Here is a 24,020-nt window from a genome sequence, read left to right on the forward strand (position 1 = left end):
CTGCTATATTATACTTTTTCATATTCAAAAATATTCAACCATTTATTCATTATTTTTTCGTCACTAAACCTTTTAACATTCTTATAGGCTTTTATTCCCATTTCAAATCTTTGCTTTGGATTTTTAATTAAATATATTATTTCTCTTGCCAAGTCTTCTACATCATTATATTCAACTAAAATTCCATCGACACCATCTTTTATTATATTTCTTGGACCTGTAGGGCTATCAAAAGAAACTATTGGCAAACCACAACTCATTGCCTCTAGAAGAACCATTGGAAAACATTCAGTTATTGATGTCATTGCATACAATGAAGCATTCAACATTTCATTTTTTAAATTATCTGTTGCCCCTTTTAACGTAACTTTATTTTCTAAACCTATTTTTTTTATTTGTTTTTCTAATACTTCTACATAGCTAGGTTCCCCATCTCCATATATATCTAAGTTCCAATTAGGGTAACTTTCATTAACTATCTTCCATGCCATAATTAATTTTTCAAAACCTTTTACTGGTGCTATCCTTCCTGCACTTATTACCCTATTGTTACTTAATTCTGAAATACCATCTGGAAAAAATGATAAAGCATTAGGTATTACAATCTTATTATTTGATTTATAATAATTAAGTTCATCTTCATTTAATAACGCTAAATAATTATATTTAGACTCAAAAAAATCTACAACTTTGTACATTATTTTTTTTATCAGAGAAGAATTATTTTGTCTATTATGATAATAAAAATGTCTAGAAGAATGATATTCTTTTATTAAAATTTTATTCGAGCATAATAATGGCATAAAATAAAATCCAAACTCATAATTACAAACAACAACAATATCTGGATCTATTTTATTGATAATTTTATTTAATTTTTTAAAATGTTTAAATACATTTTTAAAATTTATTGGATGAAAAAAACTTAAACTTCTATCATAATTTATCCCTAAATCATGAAACGATACATTATCACTCATTCCATAACAAACTGGTTGATTTTTCTGTTGAAATGTAATTACATTTAATTCTATATCAGTTTTTTCATTTAAATAATTTAATTTATTTGAAATAACCCTTTCTAAACCTCCATGTAAATAAACTTGATCTGTATAGTAAACTATCTTCATCATTTGCATTTAAATAAAACTAACTATTGTTTTTTATTAGCATTCTTCTAAAAAAAACAATTAAAAAAAACAATTGTTTTCTGTTAGCAAAATAAACAAATAATCGCTTTTTGAATTTCATATTATTTGAATTCAGAGGATATATCGATTCTTTTTTAAGATCTTTTATTACTCCTTTTATTGTTAAATAATCATAATTGAATCTAAATAAACTAAAAAATAGACCATACAAATAGTTATTTAGCCAAAATTTAAAAAATATATTTCTATTGATATTGCTTTTCTTTTTAAGAAATTGATTTAACTTAAGAGCTATAACAACACTATCATTGGCTAAATTTAACAAATGACTTTTACTTCTTTTATTACTTACTGAATTTAAATTAACTACATAATTATATGGGGTCAATTTAGTCGTAATTATTTTATTTGATAAATAGTGTAATTTAAAACTAAACTCAAAATCTTCTGCAGTAATAACACTTGTATCAAAAAGAATTTTTCCTTTCTCAATTATCTCTTTTTTTATTATTTTAAAGCATACGGAATTTACATAAACTTTTTTTTCTATAAGATCTTGACTATTCAATACTTCATTTTCATATGTTATACTTGAATATACATCCCCTTCAGCAGAAACTATTTTATGACCAAATAAAAATATATCTGGTTCTTCCTTCAATAATATTTTATACGCCTCGCTTATAAAATTAATATCAATGTAATCATCTGAATCAACGAACCATAAATATTTACCTTTAGCTTTTTTAATACCTAAATTTCTTGTCTCACTAACACCGCCATTTTCTTTATTATCTAACTTTAAAAATTGATATTCTTGACTTAATATCATTAATTTATTCAGGCTATTGTCTGAGGAACCATCGTCGATTAAAATTAATTCAATATCACTATAATCTTTTAACTGATCTGCTATAGATCTAACGCATCTTTCTATAAAATTTTCAACATTGTATACAGGTATTATTATGGATAGTAACATATTAAATTATCAAATAAATTATTTTTTATAGTAATATTTTTGCCTCAATTTTAACAAACCTGAATATTTCACAAAACTATTAATGGTTTTAACACCAAAAATTTTCATCAATTTTTTTTTTATGCTTGGTAAAAAAATCTGTTTTTTTGGCACCCAAGACATCGCAAAATGATGTATCGAATAGGTATTATCTGTTTTTTCAATAACACCCGTTCCATGATTTTTAGCACAAAAGTAATCTTCTGGAAACATATACAAAGTTTGAATATCTTGCTCTTGTTTTTCTGCAGTAATAATTTCTGGAAATACTTCTTTTAAAGTTTTGATTTGACTAATTTGAGACATCATTATTCTAGGTAAAGTTTGTGTATTAAATGTCCCTTCGGGATTTATAAATTCTTTCCCATCATAATAGTCCAAACACTTTTTTAGCCAATCAGCATTTTTCTCTGCTCCAAAAATACCTGCTTCTATAATTCCTTTTCCCTCTGTTCCTATAAAATAAGGACGCTTTAATAAATCATCAAAACTTTTTACTACTTCAATATCAGTATCCATATAAATACCTCCATAATTATAAACAGCATATAATCGAATAAAATCAGCTGCAAAAGCATACTTTTTGGTTTCGAATGCTTGTTTTACCCATATGCTATCCTCTAAATTGAACCTATTGGTATCCCAATGAATAAATTCATAATCGGGTAATTTTTCTTTCCAAGTATCAATACACTTTTGTATAAGTGGTGGATATTCATCAGTACTCAACCAGCAGAAATGTATAATTTTAGGTATCATATTTTACTTGTTTTTATAATTTAATATAAAATTAGGGATCAGTGTTTTAATAGCTATCTTGGTAATATTAAAATCTCCAGTATAATATTTAAACGACTTTAAAATATTAAAAAAACCATTAATTTTTTGAGAAATATTTCCCTCACACAAAGTATATGCTTTTCTATAGTAAAACCTATGCAAAAGATACTTCCATTCTTTATTTGTAAACAATTGTTTATGTTTTATTTCAAAGGAGTGCAATGTATGTAATGCTTCAATAATTTTATTACTTGCAGATAATGAAATTCTAAAATCATTGTGTTCAACCAAAGTCAATAATTGTTTATCAAGTATGCCTATTTTATAACCTTGTTCTAAAAATTTATAATGAAAATACTTGTCCTGAAACCTAGGTATTTCTGAAAAACCTTTTAATTTAACAAATACTTCTTTTTTTATTAAAAGCATCGAGGTAAACAAGTTTCCATCTAAAATAGTTTCTTTTAAATCTATTCCTCTTGCTTTATTTTCTCTGGAGATAATTTGTTTATGATCTTCATCAATTCTAAACATGGAACACATACAAGCGTCAAATGATCTATTCTTATTTAAAAATTCTAACTGTTCTTCTATTTTAGTAGGCTCATAAAAATCATCATCGTCTAAAAATGCAATTACATTTCCATTGGCTTTATAAGCCCCTGTATTTCTAGCGGCACAACCTCCCTTATTAAATTCGTGCTCAATATACCTGATGAATTGTTTGTCAATATATGGCTGTAACATTCTCTTAGTATCCTTCCTAAACTCATCATCATTATTATCATCGACTACAATAATTTCAATTGACCTATGTGTTTGCTTAAGTACACTATCAATAGCAATAGGCAAACGTAAACTTCTTTTATATGTAGGAATAATTACTGATACCAACATAAACTATAAATTAGGGTGTTTTTTTGAAAAATAAGCGTCGTTAGAGATCATTTTTTTTAAACTTTCAATATCTCTTTCTGCTAAAGTACGTTGTCCTTTTCCTACTACAATTTCTCCAACTCCTACATCTTTAGATACTGTAGTTCCCATTCCTATAATAGCACCATCTGCTATAGAAATACCCGGAAGAATATTTACATTTTGACCAATCCATACGGCCTTTCCAATCGTAGTTTTTCTTTTATCATAAGTATCATCATAAGGTACTAAATTGTCCGATTTGTAACTATGGTTCCCTGAATGTATACATACATTTCTACTAATAACTGTTCCATCACCTATTTGCACTCCACCAATAGCCATAATAAAACAATTATCACCTATACGTACATGATTCCCAATTTCTAAATTTTCAGGATGATAAATAGTTCCTCCCGCCTTAAATAATACATTTTTTCCTAAATTTTTAAAATGTGGTTTTTGAGAGTTTATTACAAAATCATCTATCTCTTTTTTTAAATAGCCCCAATATAAAGCTGCAATTTTTTTTGATATATATGTAAGTATTTTTCGCTTCATATTACCTCTTAAATTTTAAAAAAAGTTTTTTTTCATATTCGTTTAACACGAAAAAATAAGTCATTCCTAAATACAAGACAGCATATAATGATGCTTTTAGCATAAAATATCCCCAACTAAGTCCAAACAAATTATTTATAAAATACCCTATACTTAAAGAGATTAATAAAATAAGGATCAATTTCCCAAAGGTTTCTTTAAAAAAACTCTTCATATCTAAATTTAGCTTTTTATCAAAATACCAATTCATTATTATTTGAGATATCACCCAAAAAATAGAGTAACTCCATGTTATTGCCCAATAGCCATAGTATGGAGATAATAATGCTCCCAGTAAAATTCCTAGTGAGATTGTAAAAAAATATACTTTTGCTTTAAACTTAAATTTCCCAGTGGCTTCGATTAATGAATTAGCGAAATTTTGAACCAATGGCAAAACATATGCCGTCATTATTATCACAGTTATTAAATAAGAATCTTTGTACTCTGGTCCTACCCATAATTCAATAAAATCCTGACCAAAAAGTATAAATTCTGCCCAAATGAAAATTAATAGAAAAGTTAGTATCCTTCCTACTTTTACAAACATCTCAGTCAATTCTTGTCTTGAGCTATTTTCTTCAACCATGAAAGTAGCTTTTGGCAAAAAAACACTATTTATAGCTCCTGCAAAAGCTCCAAAATACCCACTTAAAACAATCCCTATTGCAAATATCGCTACAGCCTCGGTACTAATTGTTACACCTAAAATCATTTGTCCTGATTTCCAAAAAAGCTGACCAATCATTGCAAAAACAAAAATCCAAACCGAATAATTAAAAATAGTACGAATCAGTTCTTTATCAAAAATTACTAACTTTATTTTAACTTTCATAATTTTTAAAACATAGTACATGTTTACAAAAATTATCAATATGTTTAAACCCGTATCAATGGCTACAATTGATATTGATTTACCACCATAAAGTAATATAGTTACTACTAATAATGATCGAATCACATATCTTACTATATTCACCAATCTAGGAAAAACAAATTCTTCATAACCACTACAAATCCCTGTAAATGCCTGACCTGGTAATGTAATAGACATATTTAAGACTAATAGTAACATTAATATTTTTGCCTTTTCAAGCTCTTCTAAACTTAAAGAGCTTCCAAAAATAGATTCTATATTAAAATAAGCTAACGAACCTAATATTAATACAAAAAATGAAATTACTGTATAAATTAAAAAAACAGTTGCTAAAAAGTTTTTTTCACCTTCTTTATCTTTATTAGCTCTATATTTTGCTACAAATCGAACTATAGTATTACTTAAACCAAAATCTAAAAGAGAAATATACCCTACAAAAGAACCCAATAATATATATAGACCATACTCCGATTGTCCTAAACTTTTTATGATAAAAGGAGTAAGCAATAGACCTACAATATTTGTTAAAAATATTGTAGCGTAAGATAAAATAGCTCCCTTTTTTAATTGACTCAAATTCTACTGTTTTAATTAATATTGAATGTAATTGTTGTACTTATTGAAATATCATATCACAATCTCCCATCTACTTTTTCTTTCAAAATGCCTTTCACATCATACAAAACCCCATTAGGAATAAGTAATGATTTCAAATCTAACTCCAAATACTCTTTATGAGCCACTGTTAATACAACAGCATCAAACTTTTGAACAGGTAACGTATTCGTTGTTTCTAAACCATATTCATGCTTTACTTCTTCTGTATTTGCCCAAGGGTCATATATAGTCACGTTTGTTCCAAAATCATTTAAGTTATTTATGACATCAACTGCACGTGTATTCCGAACATCAGGACAATTCTCTTTAAAAGTAATCCCTAGTACTAAAACATTCGCTCCTTTTATTCGAATATCATGTTTTACCATCAGTTTTATTATTTCAGATGATACATACTGCCCCATACTATCATTTAATCGACGGCCAGCTAAAATAATTTCTGGATGATATCCAAACTCTTGAGCACGTTGTGCTAAATAATAAGGATCTACACCAATACAATGACCACCAACTAAACCTGGTTTAAATGGTAAAAAATTCCATTTTGTCCCCGCAGCTTCTAAAACTGCATGCGTATCAATATCCATTAAATTAAAAATTTTAGCCAACTCATTCACAAAAGCAATATTGATATCTCGTTGTGAATTTTCAATCACTTTAGCCGCTTCGGCAACTTTTATTGTTGGTGCCAAATGTGTTCCAGCTGTAATTACAGAATTATATAATTCATCTACTTTTTTTCCAATTTCTGGAGTGGAACCTGCGGTTACTTTTAATATCTTATCTACAGTATGTAATTTATCCCCTGGGTTAATACGTTCTGGAGAATAACCTGCATAAAAATCATCGTTGAATTTTAAACCACTTACTTTTTCTAGTACAGGAATACACTCTTCTTCTGTTACTCCAGGATATACTGTAGATTCATAAATTACTATATCTCCTTTCTTTAATACCTTTCCTACCGTCTCACTAGACTTGTATAAAGGAGTTAAATCTGGTCTGTTATTTTTATCAACAGGAGTTGGAACCGTAACAATATAATAATTACAATCACTAATATCCCCTAAATCATTGGTACAATATAAACCTTGTGAATCATTAGCAGATTGCTTTAAAACAGCATTTAAAACTGTATCGTCAACCTCTAATGTTGAATCATTCCCGGACTGTAATTCTTTTATTCTATTTTCATTTATATCAAAACCTACCACTGAATATTTAGTAGCAAAAAGTCTTGCCAAAGGTAAACCTACATATCCTAAACCAATGATTGCCATCTTAATACCTTTCATAACCTAACTTATTTTAAATTTTCCCAATACCAATCCACCGCTTCTTTCAAACCTGATTTTATATCAAATTTTGGATCGTAATTTAATAATGATTTTGCTTTATCTACAGAAGCTAATGAATGCGGTACATCTCCTCTACGTTCTGGTCCAAACTTTATTTCAACACCTGCAATTTTTGGATCATACATCGATAAATTTTCTTTTAAAAGTGAAGTCAACTCATTTAATGTAGTACGCTCACCAAATGCAGTATTATATACATTATTTAAAGCTTCCGAATTATCTGAAGCCATAGCTAACATATTCATTTGAATTACATTATCTATATATGTAAAATCTCTGGAATATGATCCATCCCCATTAATTACAGGTGATTCATGTTTCATGAGTTGCATAACAAATTTTGGAATAACAGCTGCATATGCTCCGTTAGGATCTTGCTTACGACCAAACACATTAAAATAACGTAAACCAATAGTATCCAGGTTATACGTTTTCTTAAAGTTATTCGCATACAATTCATTTACATATTTAGTAATTGCATATGGAGATAATGGATTCCCTATTTTATCTTCTACCTTAGGCATGGAAATTGAATCTCCATATGTAGAAGAACTTGCTGCATAAATAAAACGCTTTACATTATTATCCCTTGCCGCTACCAACATATTTAAAAAGCCACCAACATTTACGTCATTTGTTGTAATAGGATCATTAATTGATCTTGGAACAGATCCTAATGCGGCTTGGTGTAAAATAAAATCCACACCATTACACGCTTTTTGACAATCTTCAAGATTTCTTATATCACCTTTGATAAAAGTAAAATTTGGATTTTTTTCTAAAGGAATAATATTTTTTTTGTGTCCTGTCGCAAAATTATCAAATGCTACTACTGTACTACCGATTTTTAACAAGGATTCACAAAGATTAGACCCAATAAAACCTGCTGCTCCAGTTACAAGTATTTTTGAAGATTTTAATAATGCTAATTGTTCATTAGTCATAGATAGAGAGTATTACGTTTTTTATACCAAAACCATTTTTATGGCAGCGCTAAAGTATGTCTAAAAATGTAAGAAAACAACCCCAAAAAATTAATAAAACTTTAACTCTCTTAACATTATACATTTTACAATCACTTTTTTTTCCATAATCAAAAGATATGCAAAATAGCTTTACAACGGTTCAAAAAAATATAAAACACTAAAAAACAAAAATTTAAAAAAAGCAAAAATTTAAAAAAAGCAAAAATTAAATTCATAATTTACAATTGATATTTAATAACAGTAAAAAACCATCTATTAAATAGATGGTTTTTTACTGTTATTAAATATTTTAAAATTAACAATCCCAAAGAAACTTATAAAGTCTAAATACTAAAATTATTTAATCTGAAATTATTCAATTACGATTTGTTCATACGTTTGTTTTCCCTCACCTGTATCTTCAATATTTATTATGTATATCGATGGTGGTAAATTTTGCACATTTATACGTATTTGATCATTTTCAATTACTTTTATATCCTCGGTAACTTCTTCCCCTAGCAGATTAAAAATTTTAATTTCCAAATTACCAGATGTATCTTTTGTAGTTATATTTAATATATCATCCGCTGGGATTGGAAAAATTGCCACTGATAATTCTTTATCAAAATCATTAAGCGATAAAGCGTCACAATCCTCTTGTGCTACTCTAGTGACTTTTATTGAATTTGATAAATTATAATTACCCCCTAAGTCTGCAGCGTTTTTTCCTACTTCAGCTCCAGTTAATGAACCGTCATGACTTAAATGCCATACCAAACAAACTCCTACTCCAGCGGCATCAAAATCTGGAATGGTAAAACTTGGAGGAGTACCTAATATGTTTAAATCTTCGTCGGTAATTACCCAAACCATTTCTGATCCTACAGCACCTTCTAAAACTATATCATCGGCGCCTATATTATCGGCTTCGCCGTCCACACAAAAAGTAAATGGACCTCCAGTTATTGTTCCTCCGTCCACGGATGCTGATCTGGTCACTTTTATAGAATTTGATAAATCATAATTACCGCCTAAATCTGCAGCGTTTTTTCCTACTTCAGCTCCGGTTAATGTACCGTCATGACTTAAATGCCATACCAAACAAACTCCTACTCCAGCGGCATCAAAATCTGGAATGGTAAAACTTGGAGGAGTACCTAATATGTTTAAATCTTCGTCGGTAATTACCCAAACCATTTCTGATCCTACAGCACCTTCTAAAACTATATCATCGGCGCCTATGTTATCAGCTTCACCATCAACAATAAATTCAAAGGGACCTCCAGTAATTGTTCCACCATCTACAGATGCGGATCTGGTCACTTTTATAGAATTTGATAAATCATAATTACCCCCTAAATCTGCAGCGTTTTTTCCTACTTCAGCTCCGGTTAATGTACCGTCATGACTTAAATGCCATACCAAACAAACTCCTACTCCAGCGGCATCAAAATCTGGAATGGTAAAACTTGGAGGAGTACCTAATATGTTTAAATCTTCGTCAGTAATTACCCAAACCATTTCTGTACCTACAGCACCTTCTAAAACAATATCATCGGCGCCTATGTTATCTGCTTCACCATCAACAATAAACTCAAATGGGCCTCCAGTAATTGTTCCTCCGTCCACAGATGCTGACCTGGTTACTTTTATAGAATTTGATAAATCATAATTACCCCCTAAATCTGCAGCGTTTTTTCCTACTTCAGCTCCGGTTAATGAACCATCATGACTTAAATGCCATACCAAACAAACACCTACTCCCGCCGCATCAAAATCTGGAATGGTAAAACTTGGAGGAGTACCTAATATGTTTAAATCTTCGTCAGTAATTACCCAAACCATTTCTGACCCTACTGCACCTTCCAAAACAATATCATCGGCGCCTATGTTATCGGCTTCACCATCCACAATAAACTCAAATGGACCTCCAGTTATTGTTCCTCCATCTACAGATACTTGCCATTGATCGACTCCATTTTCTGAACCGTCCGAAATATACATATATGGACCTTCTCCCATAATGAAATCTCCTTTTTCCCAAAGACCTTGAGTTATCGCCAAACTTTCTCTGATATTTCCGCCAACTTTCCATTGTACGAAATCAACAACAGCAGATGCTGTGGTGAAACTAGGCGAGTTATAAAGAGACAAACCGCTTCCCTCAACTGGCATTACATATGGCAATACTATACTTTGTGTCGCTGGTAAATTAATTAACCCACTTATAGGTGTTAAATCTCCTATTTTTTTATAAGTCCCCGGTCCCAAGCAAAGCCAATAATTATTCAAATCAACGGCTTGGTTACCAAAATTTGTTATGGTTACTTGGTTCGTTTCTGTATTTACGTTTGTAAATCTCGGAATTACATTCGCATTAGTTACCAATATTCCTCCCAAAAAAGCAATAAAAAATAATACAATTAGTTTTTGTTTGTGTAAAAAACGTTTCATGATTATACAATTTAATTAAACAAAATTTTCATCTTGCCGCAAAATTATAATCAAATAAAGCCTTCACATGTTAGCTACCTAACATTATTAAAATTAATGTGTTAAATAAATTACAATTAACAATTATTAACAAAAAAAGCATCAAAATTTATTTGATGCTTTTTTTAAAACGTATTAAAAAACTATTTTTTTTGTACTTCAATATTTTTAAAGCATAACTTATTAATTCTTTTTTTGATTTCATGTAGTAAGCTTCAAACACCTCATATTGCTCCCTTAAAACCTGATGACTATCCCTATAAATTATATCACATTCAGTACCTACACATTCAGTACCTACACATTCCAAAATCCCTCCAATTTTATTATCATGTGCCTTTATTTCTTCTATTAAAATTTCAGATTTTACTTTTAAATCTCCCATCTTATTTTCTAGAAAGGCATGTGTATTAAACAGATCTTCTGTATAAGGGTCAAATGAAATAGAATTCAATAAATCATTCCTTATAAAATTTATCTCATAATTAATAAACTCTAACTTGGTTAACCAGCCTTTAATACTCTCATGAATATCTTCAACACTTTTGTCTATCGTTAAAAAAACCTCCTCCATAATCCATATTTTTTAAGTTAAAACATAAATTTACAGTTAAAATATCATCTTATCGATATTAATTATTAAACAATTAACATAATTGATATTAAAAACAAGACAAAAACTTGATTATACTAATAATAAGTTACTTAGAATAGATTTTATTTAATTTATCTATAAAAGGGCAGAACTCTATTTATCAAACAATGGTCAGTAAATAATCCTCGGAGCAAGCCCACGAGGCATTAAAATAATTTTAGCTGATTATCTTTTTTCAAAACCTTATACTCTTCTTCAATCCCTTGATTTTTGACATATTTTGCAATCATCTGTTCTGTGCCATGTTGACCAACTGTATTAACAAAATACCCCTTGCCCCAAAATTCGCCTCCCCATAATTGTTTTTTCACCTCTGGGCAACGTCGAAAAACTTCCCGTGCTATCAAAATACTACTCTTCTATATTTAGCACTACTCACCAAATGATACAGCAAAACTGTAACATTATGACTCTTATGGATATATTTACTATTTTGGGACATCGAGTCACAAAATAGTAATAATTAACGAGGCAAGCCTCGAGGTATTAAACCTGATAGCGAATAAAATTAATCTATCATTGAATATTTCACTTTATAAATAAACCTAAATATCTACAAGCTTTTTTTCTTTTAGATTTGCTTGTTCAACAAATAAATCTTTAAATAATATTTCGGCTAATTTTTTAGAAAAAGTAGCTATCCTACCTCCATGTTCCACATGCCAAATAGCTTTATTATCAATTACATTACCACTTAATAAAGGGCCATTTATATAAAATGATTTAGATGCTTTCATATTATTATCAACACAAAAACCTCTGTTTGATTTGTTTAATTTACAAATTCCATTACTCATCAAATTTATTAAAAGGGTATTTTCATTTTGTTCATGTTTAATATCACACCCTCCGGTACAATTAATTATAATATCTATGGAATCATTTATAGAAGTCGTTATATTTTCTTTTGAAATATACATTACTTCCATTTTAGTCTCATTAATATTTATCCCTGAAAATTTCCCCGCCATATAGGTTATTCTCTTTTCTTTTTCTAAATCTAGAACAACCTGAGAATAATGCTCCCCTGCTTCTCTTTGTCTTTTCCCTATTTCATTTCCATAAAATGAAGCAAACTGCTCTTTTTCTTCGTGGTTTAACTTTTTTAGTAAATCATGAAGTATTAATGAAATTGGTTGTATAGAATAAATCGCACTTATATTATTTTCTTCAGCAAAGTCAAGGTCATTTTTACAAGCTTCCGCTATTTTAAAAGCTTTTACAACTGTATCAGAATTAAGTAAATTTATAAGATGAATTGGAATAAATTTTATAGTATCATCATAATCCACATAAAAATCAGGTAATTTTTTCTGTGGTGAAAGTGTATAAAAATGATTTATTCTTGACCCTATTCCCGAATAATCATTTAACTTATAAACTAATTCTATAGCACTAGCATTAGTTCCTAAAATAAGAATATTTACTTTTTTATTTCCTATAAAATCTTTAATCCGATTTAGAGTATTACTTATGCTTGAATTATAAGGATCCTCAACTAGTAAAGCATAATCACATACTTTTTCTAGTATAGAAGTAGCAAACAATCTTCGATTAGGCACTGAACCAACTCCCAGGACTACTTTTTTTGTTACAAGCTTTTCTTTTTTTTGCTTAAATGAAATAAGATATGTATCATTCTTATTTTCAATGTTTTGCACCTCATCGTTTATAAAATCAACAGATAGACTCCCTTTGTTCGTCAAATAATTAATTTTGCTAGTAATCATTGATGTAATATACTTCCCAAAAAAACTTCTAGGTATAAATAAATCATTCCATATATTAGCCCTAATGGCTTTTTCATTCTCGACGTACCATTTTTTTATTAATTCTCCTCCACAAAAAAGGGTTTCTGATAAAAGCCATGATTTATTAATTGACAGCCAGTCTGTGAATTTTTTTAACTCATCAATCGGTAAAAATTTACTAAGTGGCTTTATTAGTAATGTAGAATCAGAAGATCTATATCCATATGGTATCCCCGTGTAAAATTCTTTAGCCTTTTCAACTATAGTAATATTTAATGTCTTATCTATTTTTGATTTATCAAATTTTTCTAATAATTCTAAAAGTGTAAAAGAAGAAGAAATCCCAGATCCTACAAAAACTAAATCATTAATTTTATTTTTTATTACTGGAAAATTACGCTTAATGATCCGTCCTGGATTACCTACAACCGTTGAATAATCAGGAATGTCATTAATTATAACTGCTCCTGCACCAATGGTACACCATTTTCCTATTTTCACTTTAGGAATTACACATGCACTCACTCCAATATGGGTGCCCTCTCCTATTTCGACATGTCCGCATAATGCTGCTTGCGGAGAAATATGTGCATAATCGCCAATTATATTGTCATGATCAATACTTGCCCCAGTATTAATAATCACATGCTTTCCTACTTTTGTATTCGGCTGAATAATTGCTCCCGCAAACACCACTGTCCCTTCACCTATTAAAGAATTTTCAGATACTATTGCTGTTGGATGTATTGCTTTACTGTACTTATTATTGATTAATGATGCTATTTCTGCTCTCTCCTTATTATTTCCAATACAAATAATAAAAGGATTTCCTTTATGAGCAAATCCTTCAAAATCATTACGAACTCCTTTGTTTATAACAGGGACTTTAAAATGTTTTCTTGCTGAATAATCATCGTAATAACTTTCAACGTCAACCCCTGTTAAATTTAGTGTTTCTTTAATTACTTGTGAATGACCACCAGCTCCGTAAAGCCTAATAAATGATGCTTTTCTATCTTTTTTATTTACCATTTAATCAGTTATTTTCTTTAAAACTACTGCAAATTACGAATGAAATGTAGGAATTTAAGTAAGTAAATATATAACAATTAACATTTTACAATAATAAAAAGCGCTAATAATCAACAATATGTAAGTTTTTATTTACACTATACTTACAAAAAAAAGATCATCTACTAAATTTGTAGATGATCTTTTCATTTTTAAATAAATATCAATTTTATATGATATAAAACTATTTATTTCGCAATATTAACAGCTCTTGTTTCCCTAATTACTGTAATTTTAACTTGGCCTGGATAAGTCATATCCGTTTGAATTTTCTGAGAAATTTCAAAAGATAATGCCGCTGCTTTTTCATCACTTACTTTCTCACTTTCAACTATAACGCGTAATTCACGTCCCGCTTGAATAGCATAAGCTTTCTTTACTCCTTGGAATCCAAATGCTATAGCTTCTAAATCTTTTAAACGTTGAATGTAAGAATCCAATACTTGACGTCTAGCCCCTGGTCTGGCACCACTAATGGCATCACACACCTGAATAATTGGTGACAATAATGATGTCATTTCTACTTCATCATGGTGCGCACCTATTGCATTACACACCTCTGGTTTTTCGCCATATTTTTCAGCCCATTGCATCCCTAAAATTGCGTGAGGCACCTCTGTCTCCGTTTCTGGCACTTTACCTATATCATGTAATAATCCTGCTCTTTTGGCTAATTTGGGGTTCAAACCTAATTCCGATGCCATCACTCCACACAGCTTAGCAACTTCACGCGAATGCTGTAATAAATTTTGACCGTATGAAGAGCGATATTTCATTCGCCCAACTGTTTTAATTAATTCAGGGTGTAAACCATGAATTCCTAAATCAATAACTGTACGCTTACCCACTTCTGCTATTTCTTCGTCAATTTGCTTACGTGTTTTTCTAACTACTTCTTCAATTCGAGCTGGATGAATACGCCCATCCGTTACTAGTTTGTGAAGTGATAAACGTGCTACTTCTCTTCGAACAGAATCAAAACAAGATAAAATAATAGCTTCGGGAGTATCATCAACAATAATTTCCACCCCTGTAGCTGCTTCTATTGCCCTAATGTTACGTCCTTCCCTACCTATAATACGACCTTTAACATCATCATTTTCAATATTAAATACAGAAACACAATTTTCAACAGCTTCCTCTGTACCTATACGTTGAATCGTATTAATCACAACTTTTTTTGCTTCCTGCTGTGCAGTAAGCTTAGCTTCTTCAATTGTATCTTGGATAAAAGACATGGCATCTGTTTTTGCCTTATCTTTTAATGATTCCACTAATTGTTCTTTAGCTTCATCTGCCGAAAGGTTTGAAATTGTTTCTAATTCCTTTACTTTCTTATCTAAAATATTTGCTAATTTTTCTTCCTTATCTGTAAGCTTTTCTTTTAACTCATTGTTACTTTTTAACTTTGACTCTAAAGATTGGTTTAACTTTTTGTTTTTGGAAAGTTCACTTGAAACTTGTGATTCTTTATCTCTTGTTCTCTTTTCAGATTCTGCCATTTTTTTATCTCTCGATAAAATCACCTTTTCATGTTCTGCCTTAAGCTCAATAAATTTCTCTTTAGCTTGTAAAATTTTATCCTTTTTCAAGGATTCAGCTTCTATTTTAGCCTCTTTAAGCATTGACTTTACAGTCTTTTCCGCCTCAGCTATTTTGCCTGCTCCTTTCTTTTTTTCTAGAATTTTAGAAATCACAAATCCTAGTACAACGCCTACAACCAGTGCAGGTACGAGTATAATTAAATCCATAGTTTAGTTAAATGTATATATAAAAAAAGCCTGCATTAGTTTGGTTTTGTATAAACTCTGTAAAAACAGGTTTAGGGCTAACTGGCTGCTCGATAATCCATTCTAGATGGCACGCTCTTACAACACAAAACTCACCCTTTTCAAATAAATTCTTGTTGAGTTTATCAAAAAAGTACTAATACAGGCAGTAACTTTGTTTTTTATGAACGTTTTGATAGTACAACATCAACTTGATCAATTAAATTTTCTAATCTATTTGTTGATGTTATAATATCCTTTTCTTTATTAATCGACTTTTGCTCAGTTTGAGATGCAAACTGCAAGGCACACATTGCCAATACATCTTGCTTATCCCTTACCGCGTAATTTTGCTCAAATTGCTTAATTAATTGATTAATTTTTTTTGCAGCAATCCTCAATCCTTCTTCCTCTTCTGGCATAGCAGTCATCGGGTACACCCTATCTGCAATTGACAATTTTATTTTTAGTCTTTCAGCCATATACAAAATTACGAAAGTTGTGCTATACACTGGTCAATCTCCTTAACTAGTGCATTTATTTTAAGCTTAGTCTCTCTTTTATATTCGTCACTACCAAGTAAAGCATTTGCATTTTTAAGCAAATCATTTTGATGCTTCAATTCAGTTAATTTTTGCTTCAACCCTTCATTATCTGCTTCCCTTTGCTCTAAAGCTAACTGTAACGTTTGATTCTTTTCTTCAAGGACGGTATACTTATTAAGCAATACCTTTAATCTACCTTCAAGAGAATCAATCAATTGTTCAAAACGCTCATTCATACACAAAATGCGTTACTAATACTTACAAAGTTAACATACCCTAGCTATCTTGCAAGTTCAAATTAAGTTTTTATTAAATCTTTTCTTAATCCATAATAATTTCTATAGTTTCGTTTTGGTATTTTTTTTGCTATCAAAATTATTTGGAATTATTATTGAGTTTTAACCCATAATAATCTTTATATTAAATACTACGTAATCAGATAGTAACGAAAAAAGCACACTTATTTTATGAAATATTTCTTATTACTTTTCTTTTCTTTTCTAATAACGAAAAATAGTTGGAGTCAAATTCCTGAAAACTATTTTACTAGCCCTTTAAAAATCCCACTTGTATTATCGGGCACATTTGGAGAGTTACGAAGTAATCATTTTCATTCGGGTCTGGATATAAAAACTCAAGGAAAAAAAGGTATTAATACACATTCCGTAGCCCAAGGCCATGTAAGCCGTATCAAAATATCTGAAGGAGGCTACGGTAAAGCCATTTATATTAAACACCCCAATGGATACACAACAGTTTATGCACACCTTGAAAAGTTTGCTCCAAAGATAGAAGCTTATGTCAAGAAAAAGCAATATGCTAAAGAATCTTATAGCATTGAATTGTATCCAAAAGCTAGTGAACTTCCTGTATTAAAAGATGAAATTATAGCTTACACTGGAAATAGTGGTGGTAGTGGTGGTCCTCACTTACATTTTGAAATTAGGGATGCCCAATCAAGACCTATGAACCCTATGCTGTTTGGTATTGATATTCCGGACACAAAAAAACCTCTAGTAAACAGTGTATGGTTATATCCACTAACACAAGATTCTCATATTAATGGACAGTACCAGCCTTATCGTTTAAAAATTAATACCCATAAAAACGGTACACTAACTACCACTCCTGTAAAAGCCTGTGGTGAAATTGGTATTGGTGTGAGCACTTACGACAGACAGAATGCTGCTCCAAACAAAAATGGCGTTTATAAAATTCATACTAAATTAAATGGTACTCCTAATTTTGAGCTCATTATGAAACGTTTTTCTTTTTCGGAAACACGTTATATCAATAGGTTACTAGATTACAGCTATTGGTCTGAAAATAAAAGTAGGATTACCAAGCTTTTTATAGAAAATAACAACCCATTAAGTATTTATAACAACAATTATGGTAATGGATATATTTCGGTAACTAATGAACTCTCATATACAGTAGATCTTAGTATTTCTGATATAAAAGGAAACACAAAATCTATTTTTATTCCCATTACTGGAGAAGCTCTACCTTCCTCAAGAAATAATATTTCTATAAGTTCCCCTTATTTTGCCTTACCTGAAGAATCTTTTTCATACAAAAATGATTATGTCTCATTTACAATACCTAAAAAAGCTGTTTATGAATCTGTTCCTATACAAATTACCGATTTACCAAACAATAAAATCCAAATACATGATGATTCGGTTCCCTTGCATAAATACATGCATCTTTCGTTTTCGTTGAAAAATCAAATACTTCCTAATCAGTGTTATGTAGGGACCTATACCGATGAAAAAAAACCTAAATATGTTGGTGCCAATAAAGTAAAAAATCGAATTACGGCCAGAACTCGTAGCTTTGGTAAATTTGGTGTATTTACCGATAGCATAGCACCAAAAATAAAACCTATAAACTTTAGTAATAAAAAATGGATATCCAATAATAAAACGCTTAAAGTGTGGATTGAAGACCTACAAACTGGAATAAAAAATTACAAGGCAACTATTAATGGTAATTTTGCGTTAATGGAATACGATTATAAAACAAATTTACTTGTTTATAACTTTGAAGATGGTATTAGCACTCAAGGTGAAAACAACTTAAAGGTCTATGTTGAAGATAATGTGGGAAATAATACTATTTTTGAAGCTGTATTTTACAGGAAATAACAGACAAACTAACTAATTTGAAAACTACTCTTTTTTTAATTTTAAGCCTATTTACATTAAGCATATACGCACAAACAGCTGAAGTAAAAGGTATTGTTCTAGATGAATTTAATAATCCAATAAATGGAGCCGAGGTTGTATCGGATACAAATACAGGAACACAAACCGATGCTAATGGTGTATACTTATTAGCTATCCCTGCTAATAAACAAGTAACCATTACTATAAATTACACGGGATTAAAAAAAGTATCATTCCAAGTTTTACTAAAACCAAATCAGCAATATGAGTTTAACCCTGTTTTAAAAACAGATGTAGAACAAATTTCTGAAGTTGTAATTACTGGTACCAGCCGAAAAGATGTGGAAGGTATTGTTAATCTAGATCCAAAAACCATTCGTAATACGCCATCTGCCAATGCTGGTGTCGAAGGTTTACTTAAAACTCTACCTGGAGTTAGTAATAATAATGAACTAAGTACTCAATACAATGTACGTGGTGGGAATTTTGATGAAAATTTAGTCTATGTAAATGAAATTGAAGTATATCGTCCTTTTTTAATTCGCTCGGGACAACAAGAAGGTTTAAGTTTTGTTAATACTGATTTGGTAAGCAATGTCGATTTTTCTGCTGGTGGGTTTCAAGCAAAATATGGTGATAAATTATCCTCTGTGCTTGATGTAACTTATAAAACTCCAAAAAAATTAGGAGCACGTGCCGAATTGAGTTTATTAGGAGGTAGCCTTGCCTTACAAGGTATTTCTAAAGACGCTAATACGACTGCTATGCTTGGTTTGCGTTACCGTGATAATAGCCTTCTGGTTGATGCTCGAGATACTAATAGTAATTTCCGTCCGCGCTTTGGCGATATTCAAACATATATAACGCATAACTTCTCTTCCAAATTTGCACTAAGCTTTTTAGGAAACGTTGCCATCAATTTATATGATTTAGAGCCAATTAGCAGAAGAACCAATTTTGGTACTCTAGATAGTCCCCGAGCACTTACAGTTGTTTATGACGGACAGGAAAATGATCGATACCAAACGTTATTTGGTGCTTTTAAAGGAACATATAAACCTAATAAAGACTTAAGCTTACGTTTAATTGCTTCGGGCTATCATACCCAAGAGCAGGAGTATTTTGATTTTTTAGCACAATATCGGGTTGGAAAAGTAAATGCAGCCATTGGAAGTGATTCCTTTGGAGAAATCGAATCAATTGAAGGTATTGGAGCTCAAATATCACATGCCCGTAATGATTTAGACGCCTTAATTTTTAATATTGAACACCGAGGTACTTACACTAAAAATGACAATCAGTTTGATTGGGGTTTAAAATATACTAATGAAAATGTGCGGGATCGTGTTCGTGAATATGAATTTGTGGATAACTCTGGCTTTTTTGTAGCTTCTCCTTTTAAAGAACAAATTGTAGATCCTACTCCCGAAGACCCTTTAGATGGAGATCCAAGAGACAATCGTAATGACAGACGTATCATACCTTTTAGTAACGTTCGAGCCAAAAATGAAATAAGTATTCATAGACTATCAAATTATGCACAGTGGAGTAAAAAAATATTCATCAATGACCACAAAGCATGGTTAAACGCTGGTATACGTTCCCAACAATGGCAAATAACTAATAGTGCCGGTAAGGCAATAAGCAAAAGACAAATTACAGTAAGCCCTAGAGCGCAATTTACCATTAAACCGAATTGGAAAAAGGATATGTTATTCCGTTTATCAACTGGTTTGTATCACCAGCCCCCGTTTTATAGAGAATTGCGTGATAGTTTAGGTACCGTAGTCCCTAATGTAAAGGCTCAACAATCATTTCATATTTCATTAAGTAATGATTATAGCTTTAAAATGTGGGATCGTGCATTTAAACTTACTTCCGAAGTGTATTACAAAAAACTTTCCGATGTAAACACCTATACTTTGGAAAATGTACGTATACGTTATCGGGCAAATAATAATGCTGAAGCTTTTGCTCAAGGTTTAGATTTACGAATTAATGGAGAGTTTGTCCCAGGAACAGAATCATGGTTTAGTTTTGGCTATTTACGTACGGAAGAAAATCTAGACAACCGAGGATATATTGCTCGTCCAACTGATCAGCGTTTAAAATTTGGAGTACTTTTTCAAGATTATGTTAAAAGCATTCCCAATTTAAAAATGTATTTAAATTTAGTATATCAAACTGGACTACCAGGAGGATCTCCTAGTTCTGCTGATCCTTATAAATTTCAATCACGCTTAAATGACTATCGTCGGGTAGACGTAGGGACATCCTATGTTATTGTTGATGGAGAAAAGAAAAAAGCAAAAACACTGCGTTTTTTAAATAATTTTGAAACTTTTGAAATAGGTATTGAAGTATTTAACTTATTTAACCTTCAAAACTCCATTACTAATACTTTTGTACGAGACGCAAATAGTTTAAGAGAGTTTGCTGTTCCTAACTTTTTAACACCTCGTTTACTCAATGTTAAATTAAGAATGAGTCTGTAACTAATAATACTTTGAATAATTAATGATATAATAGGCCAAAACAAAAGCTTATTTTACCATTAATTATTCAACTGTACGTTCTATTATTCTTCTTTTAAGGATTTGTGGACCATAAAGAAGCCCCTTTTAACATTGCTCGTCTTGGTAGCTTTAAACCTGCTACAATTAATTCAGCAAAATCATCTGGTTGCAATACTTTATCTGGATTACCATCCGTTATTCCTAACTCAAAAGCCATATCTGAAGCAATTGTACTTGGCGTTAATGTACAAACTCGAATGTTATTTTTTCTAACTTCTTTCATTAATGAATCCGAAAAGCCTATCACTCCAAATTTAGATGCAGCATAAGCCGAAATGCTAGCATTTCCCGACAGGCCTGCTGTTGATGAAATATTTATTATATCTCCTTCATTTTTATCAATCAAAAATGGCAACACCTCTTTAGTTACAAAATACATACCTAGTAGATTGGTTTGTATAATACTTGTCCATTCGGACACTTCCATTTCCATTACCGAACCAAAAGCAGCTATACCAGCATTATTTACTAGAATATCTACCTCTCCAAATTCAGTAATTATTTGCTTTATCCCTACTTGTACCTCATTATAATTACCTACATCAAAAACAGCATAAATTGCTTGTACTCCTAGTTGCTTCAATTCTTTAACTACCTCTTGCAATTTATTTTCATTACGACCAGTTATGGCAACATCCATACCTTCCTTAGCCAGTGCTAATGCAGTAGCTTTACCTAAGCCCCTACTTCCACCTGTTATTATTGCTTTCTTATTTTTTAAATTTTCCATTGTCTTATCGAGTTTGACTTTTAAATATAAATTTTAATAACTGTCAGTGTATAAAACTAATTTCAGCTCAATAAAGGCTGTAAATATTAACACATTTTAACACTTGATCCTTAAAGCTTACGTAATTTTGTAAAAAATAAATTATGCCAAAAAAACCTGATCAAGTTGTTTTTGATAATGAATTACAAGCCTACAATGCAAAAATTACACCTTATGCCACCAATGTAGGCGCTCCTAAAATTGAAATTACAGATATCACTCATTGGAAAAATAACACCATTAATAAGGTAAACCATCAATTAGGTGCTAAATTCAAAGAAATTCAAGAAGAATACCAAAAATTAATGCAACAATATGAGTACAATACACTCATTTACGAAGCAAAATTTAGTTTTGAACCCACTGTTGGAAAAATCTATCACCTTTATAAAAAAGAAGATGAAAGTACATTTCTTTCGTTACTTTCGCCTCAAGAATGTAAATTTAATTTTATTAAAAGTTTCCGCTTAAATGCAAATCAAATATGGGAAGTAATTTAATATTCAATCTTTTTAGGTTTGTGTTTTAAATTTAAAAAAAACAATCCTAACATTGGCCCAATTGCCAATATCCAATAAATATAAGTCTCGGAGTAATGAAGCTGTAAATAACTTAATACTTGGATACTCACAATAGTTATAGAAAACCCTATACAATTCACCAAAGTAATAGCAGTTCCTTTGTATGTTACGGGTGCTGATTGTGCTACTAAAGTTGATAATTGTGGCGAATCACTAATAACAAACATTCCCCAAAGAAGCATAAATGAAATAAACAAAAAAGAAGGAGCTTGTACTACTATAGGAAATAGCAAACAACAAATTAACGATCCTAATAAACTTCCTTTAGCCACCAATTGGCTTGAATATTTAGCTGTTAATAAACCACCCCAAACACAGGATACAAAACCAATTCCAATTATTATAAAAGTCCATAGACTTATATTCAAATTAGTATGATTTACGCTATTGTATAAACCTATAAAAAAAGGAACAAAAGCCCAAAAGGTGTATAGCTCCCACATGTGTCCAAAATATCCAAATGAAGCTTTTCTAAAGCCTTTTGATCTAAACATTTGAAACATCACTTTGGGTTGAAACTTAGCTCCCGTTTTACTGTATTCTCCATTGGGAACTAAAAAGCCAACCAGTAATGCTCCGATTATTGACAAGGCTGATGTTAAACCTATTACAACAAACAAGCTATTCTTTAAAGCTATATAATTAAAAAAATGGGGTATGGATGTTCCTAATACTAAAGTACCAACAAGTAGGCCTAAAGCCCTACCCAATCCATTTTTAAAATGATCTGCTGCCAATTTAATCCCTACTGGATAAATACCCGCTAAACAAACTCCTGTAACAAACCTAAATAAAGTAATGCTATAAAATGTATTAAAACTTAGTAAAAGTCCTATATTACTACATGCTGAAATTATAGCACAATACATAAAAACTTTTGTTGCCAAAAACCGATCAGAAATACTCCAAATTGCAAATATTAAAGTGCCAATAATGAACCCAAACTGAATAACAGATGTAAAAAAACCTACACTATCCTTAGGTATTTCATATGCTATTGTTAATTCGGGCATTATAGCATTTACAGCAAACCATACCGAAGTACACATAAACTGCGCAATAACTATAAAAAAAAGTATTCTTTGTTGTTTCAAAAATTAAATTTTTATATAATAAGTACAAGGTACTATATAAGCTAAACTTTTTAGTCTTATTCAAAAATATTCCTTACGGACTTAATAATATAATTCTGTAATAAGCTTTTATTATTTTTCAAAAATAAATTTAAAAAAAAACACTTCTAAACTTAAAAAAGTAACTATATTTGCAATCCGAAATAGAAAACTATTATCGGGGTGTAGCGTAGCCCGGTCATCGCGCCTCGTTTGGGACGAGGAGGTCGCAGGTTCGA

The 24,020-nt window shown here is 30.6% G+C and carries 19 protein-coding genes, 1 other RNA gene and 1 pseudogene; 3 read left to right on the forward strand and 18 right to left on the reverse strand.

Annotated features, from left to right (window positions below; translation table 11 throughout):
* Positions 1-8: 8 nt before the first annotated feature.
* From KQA_RS0204105 to KQA_RS0204180, 16 genes and pseudogenes are all read right to left on the reverse strand, one after another.
* Positions 9-1,133, reverse strand: a complete 1,125-nt coding sequence (locus KQA_RS0204105; RefSeq protein ID WP_157366583.1) for a glycosyltransferase family 4 protein — start codon at positions 1,131-1,133, stop codon at positions 9-11.
* 16 nt (positions 1,134-1,149) lie between these two features.
* Positions 1,150-2,133: a glycosyltransferase family 2 protein gene (locus tag KQA_RS0204110; RefSeq protein WP_010178385.1), complete on the reverse strand. Its 984-nt coding sequence runs from the start codon at positions 2,131-2,133 to the stop codon at positions 1,150-1,152.
* Between the two features lie 18 nt (positions 2,134-2,151).
* Positions 2,152-2,931, reverse strand: a complete 780-nt coding sequence (locus KQA_RS0204115; protein WP_010178386.1) for a glycosyltransferase family 32 protein — start codon at positions 2,929-2,931, stop codon at positions 2,152-2,154.
* A 3-nt stretch (positions 2,932-2,934) separates the two neighbouring features.
* Positions 2,935-3,849 carry a glycosyltransferase family 2 protein gene (locus tag KQA_RS0204120; protein WP_010178388.1) on the reverse strand — a complete coding sequence of 305 codons (915 nt, stop codon included), beginning with the start codon at positions 3,847-3,849 and terminating at the stop codon, positions 2,935-2,937.
* 3 nt (positions 3,850-3,852) lie between these two features.
* Positions 3,853-4,428, reverse strand: coding sequence for an acyltransferase (locus tag KQA_RS0204125; RefSeq protein WP_010178390.1), 576 nt, complete (start codon positions 4,426-4,428; stop codon positions 3,853-3,855).
* A gap of 1 nt (position 4,429) precedes the next feature.
* Positions 4,430-5,920, reverse strand: coding sequence for a lipopolysaccharide biosynthesis protein (locus KQA_RS0204130; RefSeq protein WP_010178392.1), 1,491 nt, complete (start codon positions 5,918-5,920; stop codon positions 4,430-4,432).
* A 56-nt stretch (positions 5,921-5,976) separates the two neighbouring features.
* Positions 5,977-7,257, reverse strand: coding sequence for a nucleotide sugar dehydrogenase (locus KQA_RS0204135; RefSeq protein WP_010178394.1), 1,281 nt, complete (start codon positions 7,255-7,257; stop codon positions 5,977-5,979).
* 8 nt (positions 7,258-7,265) lie between these two features.
* Positions 7,266-8,264 carry an SDR family oxidoreductase gene (locus tag KQA_RS0204140; protein ID WP_010178396.1) on the reverse strand — a complete coding sequence of 333 codons (999 nt, stop codon included), beginning with the start codon at positions 8,262-8,264 and terminating at the stop codon, positions 7,266-7,268.
* 393 nt (positions 8,265-8,657) lie between these two features.
* The gene (locus KQA_RS19475; protein ID WP_010178398.1) at positions 8,658-10,742 is read right to left on the reverse strand and encodes a T9SS type A sorting domain-containing protein; all 2,085 of its coding nucleotides are present in this window, start codon (positions 10,740-10,742) and stop codon (positions 8,658-8,660) included.
* Between the two features lie 148 nt (positions 10,743-10,890).
* The gene (locus KQA_RS0204155) at positions 10,891-11,355 is read right to left on the reverse strand and encodes a hypothetical protein (RefSeq protein WP_010178400.1); all 465 of its coding nucleotides are present in this window, start codon (positions 11,353-11,355) and stop codon (positions 10,891-10,893) included.
* A gap of 227 nt (positions 11,356-11,582) precedes the next feature.
* Positions 11,583-11,878, reverse strand: a pseudogene (locus KQA_RS18490) (transposase).
* A gap of 103 nt (positions 11,879-11,981) precedes the next feature.
* Positions 11,982-14,219 carry a NeuD/PglB/VioB family sugar acetyltransferase gene (locus KQA_RS19825; RefSeq protein ID WP_010178405.1) on the reverse strand — a complete coding sequence of 746 codons (2,238 nt, stop codon included), beginning with the start codon at positions 14,217-14,219 and terminating at the stop codon, positions 11,982-11,984.
* A gap of 227 nt (positions 14,220-14,446) precedes the next feature.
* Positions 14,447-16,009: a ribonuclease Y gene (rny, locus tag KQA_RS0204170; RefSeq protein ID WP_010178406.1), complete on the reverse strand. Its 1,563-nt coding sequence runs from the start codon at positions 16,007-16,009 to the stop codon at positions 14,447-14,449.
* Positions 16,010-16,061: 52 nt separating this feature from the next.
* A non-coding RNA gene (gene ssrS / locus KQA_RS19830) (6S RNA) lies at positions 16,062-16,170 on the reverse strand.
* Positions 16,171-16,209: 39 nt separating this feature from the next.
* Entirely contained in the window at positions 16,210-16,509 is a 300-nt protein-coding gene (locus KQA_RS0204175; RefSeq protein ID WP_010178407.1) for a cell division protein ZapA, read from the reverse strand.
* 8 nt (positions 16,510-16,517) lie between these two features.
* Positions 16,518-16,808, reverse strand: coding sequence for a hypothetical protein (locus tag KQA_RS0204180; protein ID WP_010178408.1), 291 nt, complete (start codon positions 16,806-16,808; stop codon positions 16,518-16,520).
* A 231-nt stretch (positions 16,809-17,039) separates the two neighbouring features.
* Here KQA_RS0204180 and KQA_RS0204185 point away from each other — a divergent pair, with 231 nt between their 5' ends.
* On the forward strand, positions 17,040-18,722 hold the full coding sequence (locus KQA_RS0204185) for a M23 family metallopeptidase (protein ID WP_010178409.1): 1,683 nt from the start codon (positions 17,040-17,042) through the stop codon (positions 18,720-18,722).
* Positions 18,723-18,739: 17 nt separating this feature from the next.
* Positions 18,740-21,238 carry a TonB-dependent receptor gene (locus KQA_RS0204190; RefSeq protein ID WP_010178410.1) on the forward strand — a complete coding sequence of 833 codons (2,499 nt, stop codon included), beginning with the start codon at positions 18,740-18,742 and terminating at the stop codon, positions 21,236-21,238.
* A gap of 94 nt (positions 21,239-21,332) precedes the next feature.
* Here the strand turns inward: KQA_RS0204190 and KQA_RS0204195 are convergent, their stop codons facing one another.
* On the reverse strand, positions 21,333-22,049 hold the full coding sequence (locus KQA_RS0204195; RefSeq protein ID WP_010178412.1) for a 3-ketoacyl-ACP reductase: 717 nt from the start codon (positions 22,047-22,049) through the stop codon (positions 21,333-21,335).
* A gap of 143 nt (positions 22,050-22,192) precedes the next feature.
* Between KQA_RS0204195 and KQA_RS0204200 the strand changes: the two genes are divergently transcribed.
* Positions 22,193-22,588, forward strand: a complete 396-nt coding sequence (locus KQA_RS0204200) for a DUF2452 domain-containing protein (protein WP_010178414.1) — start codon at positions 22,193-22,195, stop codon at positions 22,586-22,588.
* On the opposite strand, the gene KQA_RS0204205 is transcribed toward KQA_RS0204200, so the two are convergent.
* Complete coding sequence (locus KQA_RS0204205; RefSeq protein ID WP_010178416.1) at positions 22,585-23,763, reverse strand: MFS transporter; 1,179 nt, start codon at positions 23,761-23,763, stop codon at positions 22,585-22,587. The genes KQA_RS0204200 and KQA_RS0204205 overlap by 4 nt on opposite strands.
* Positions 23,764-24,020 lie beyond the last annotated feature (257 nt).

Origin of the sequence: Aquimarina agarilytica ZC1, from assembly GCF_000255455.1 — a bacterium.
GTDB classification, from domain to species: domain Bacteria; phylum Bacteroidota; class Bacteroidia; order Flavobacteriales; family Flavobacteriaceae; genus Aquimarina; species Aquimarina agarilytica.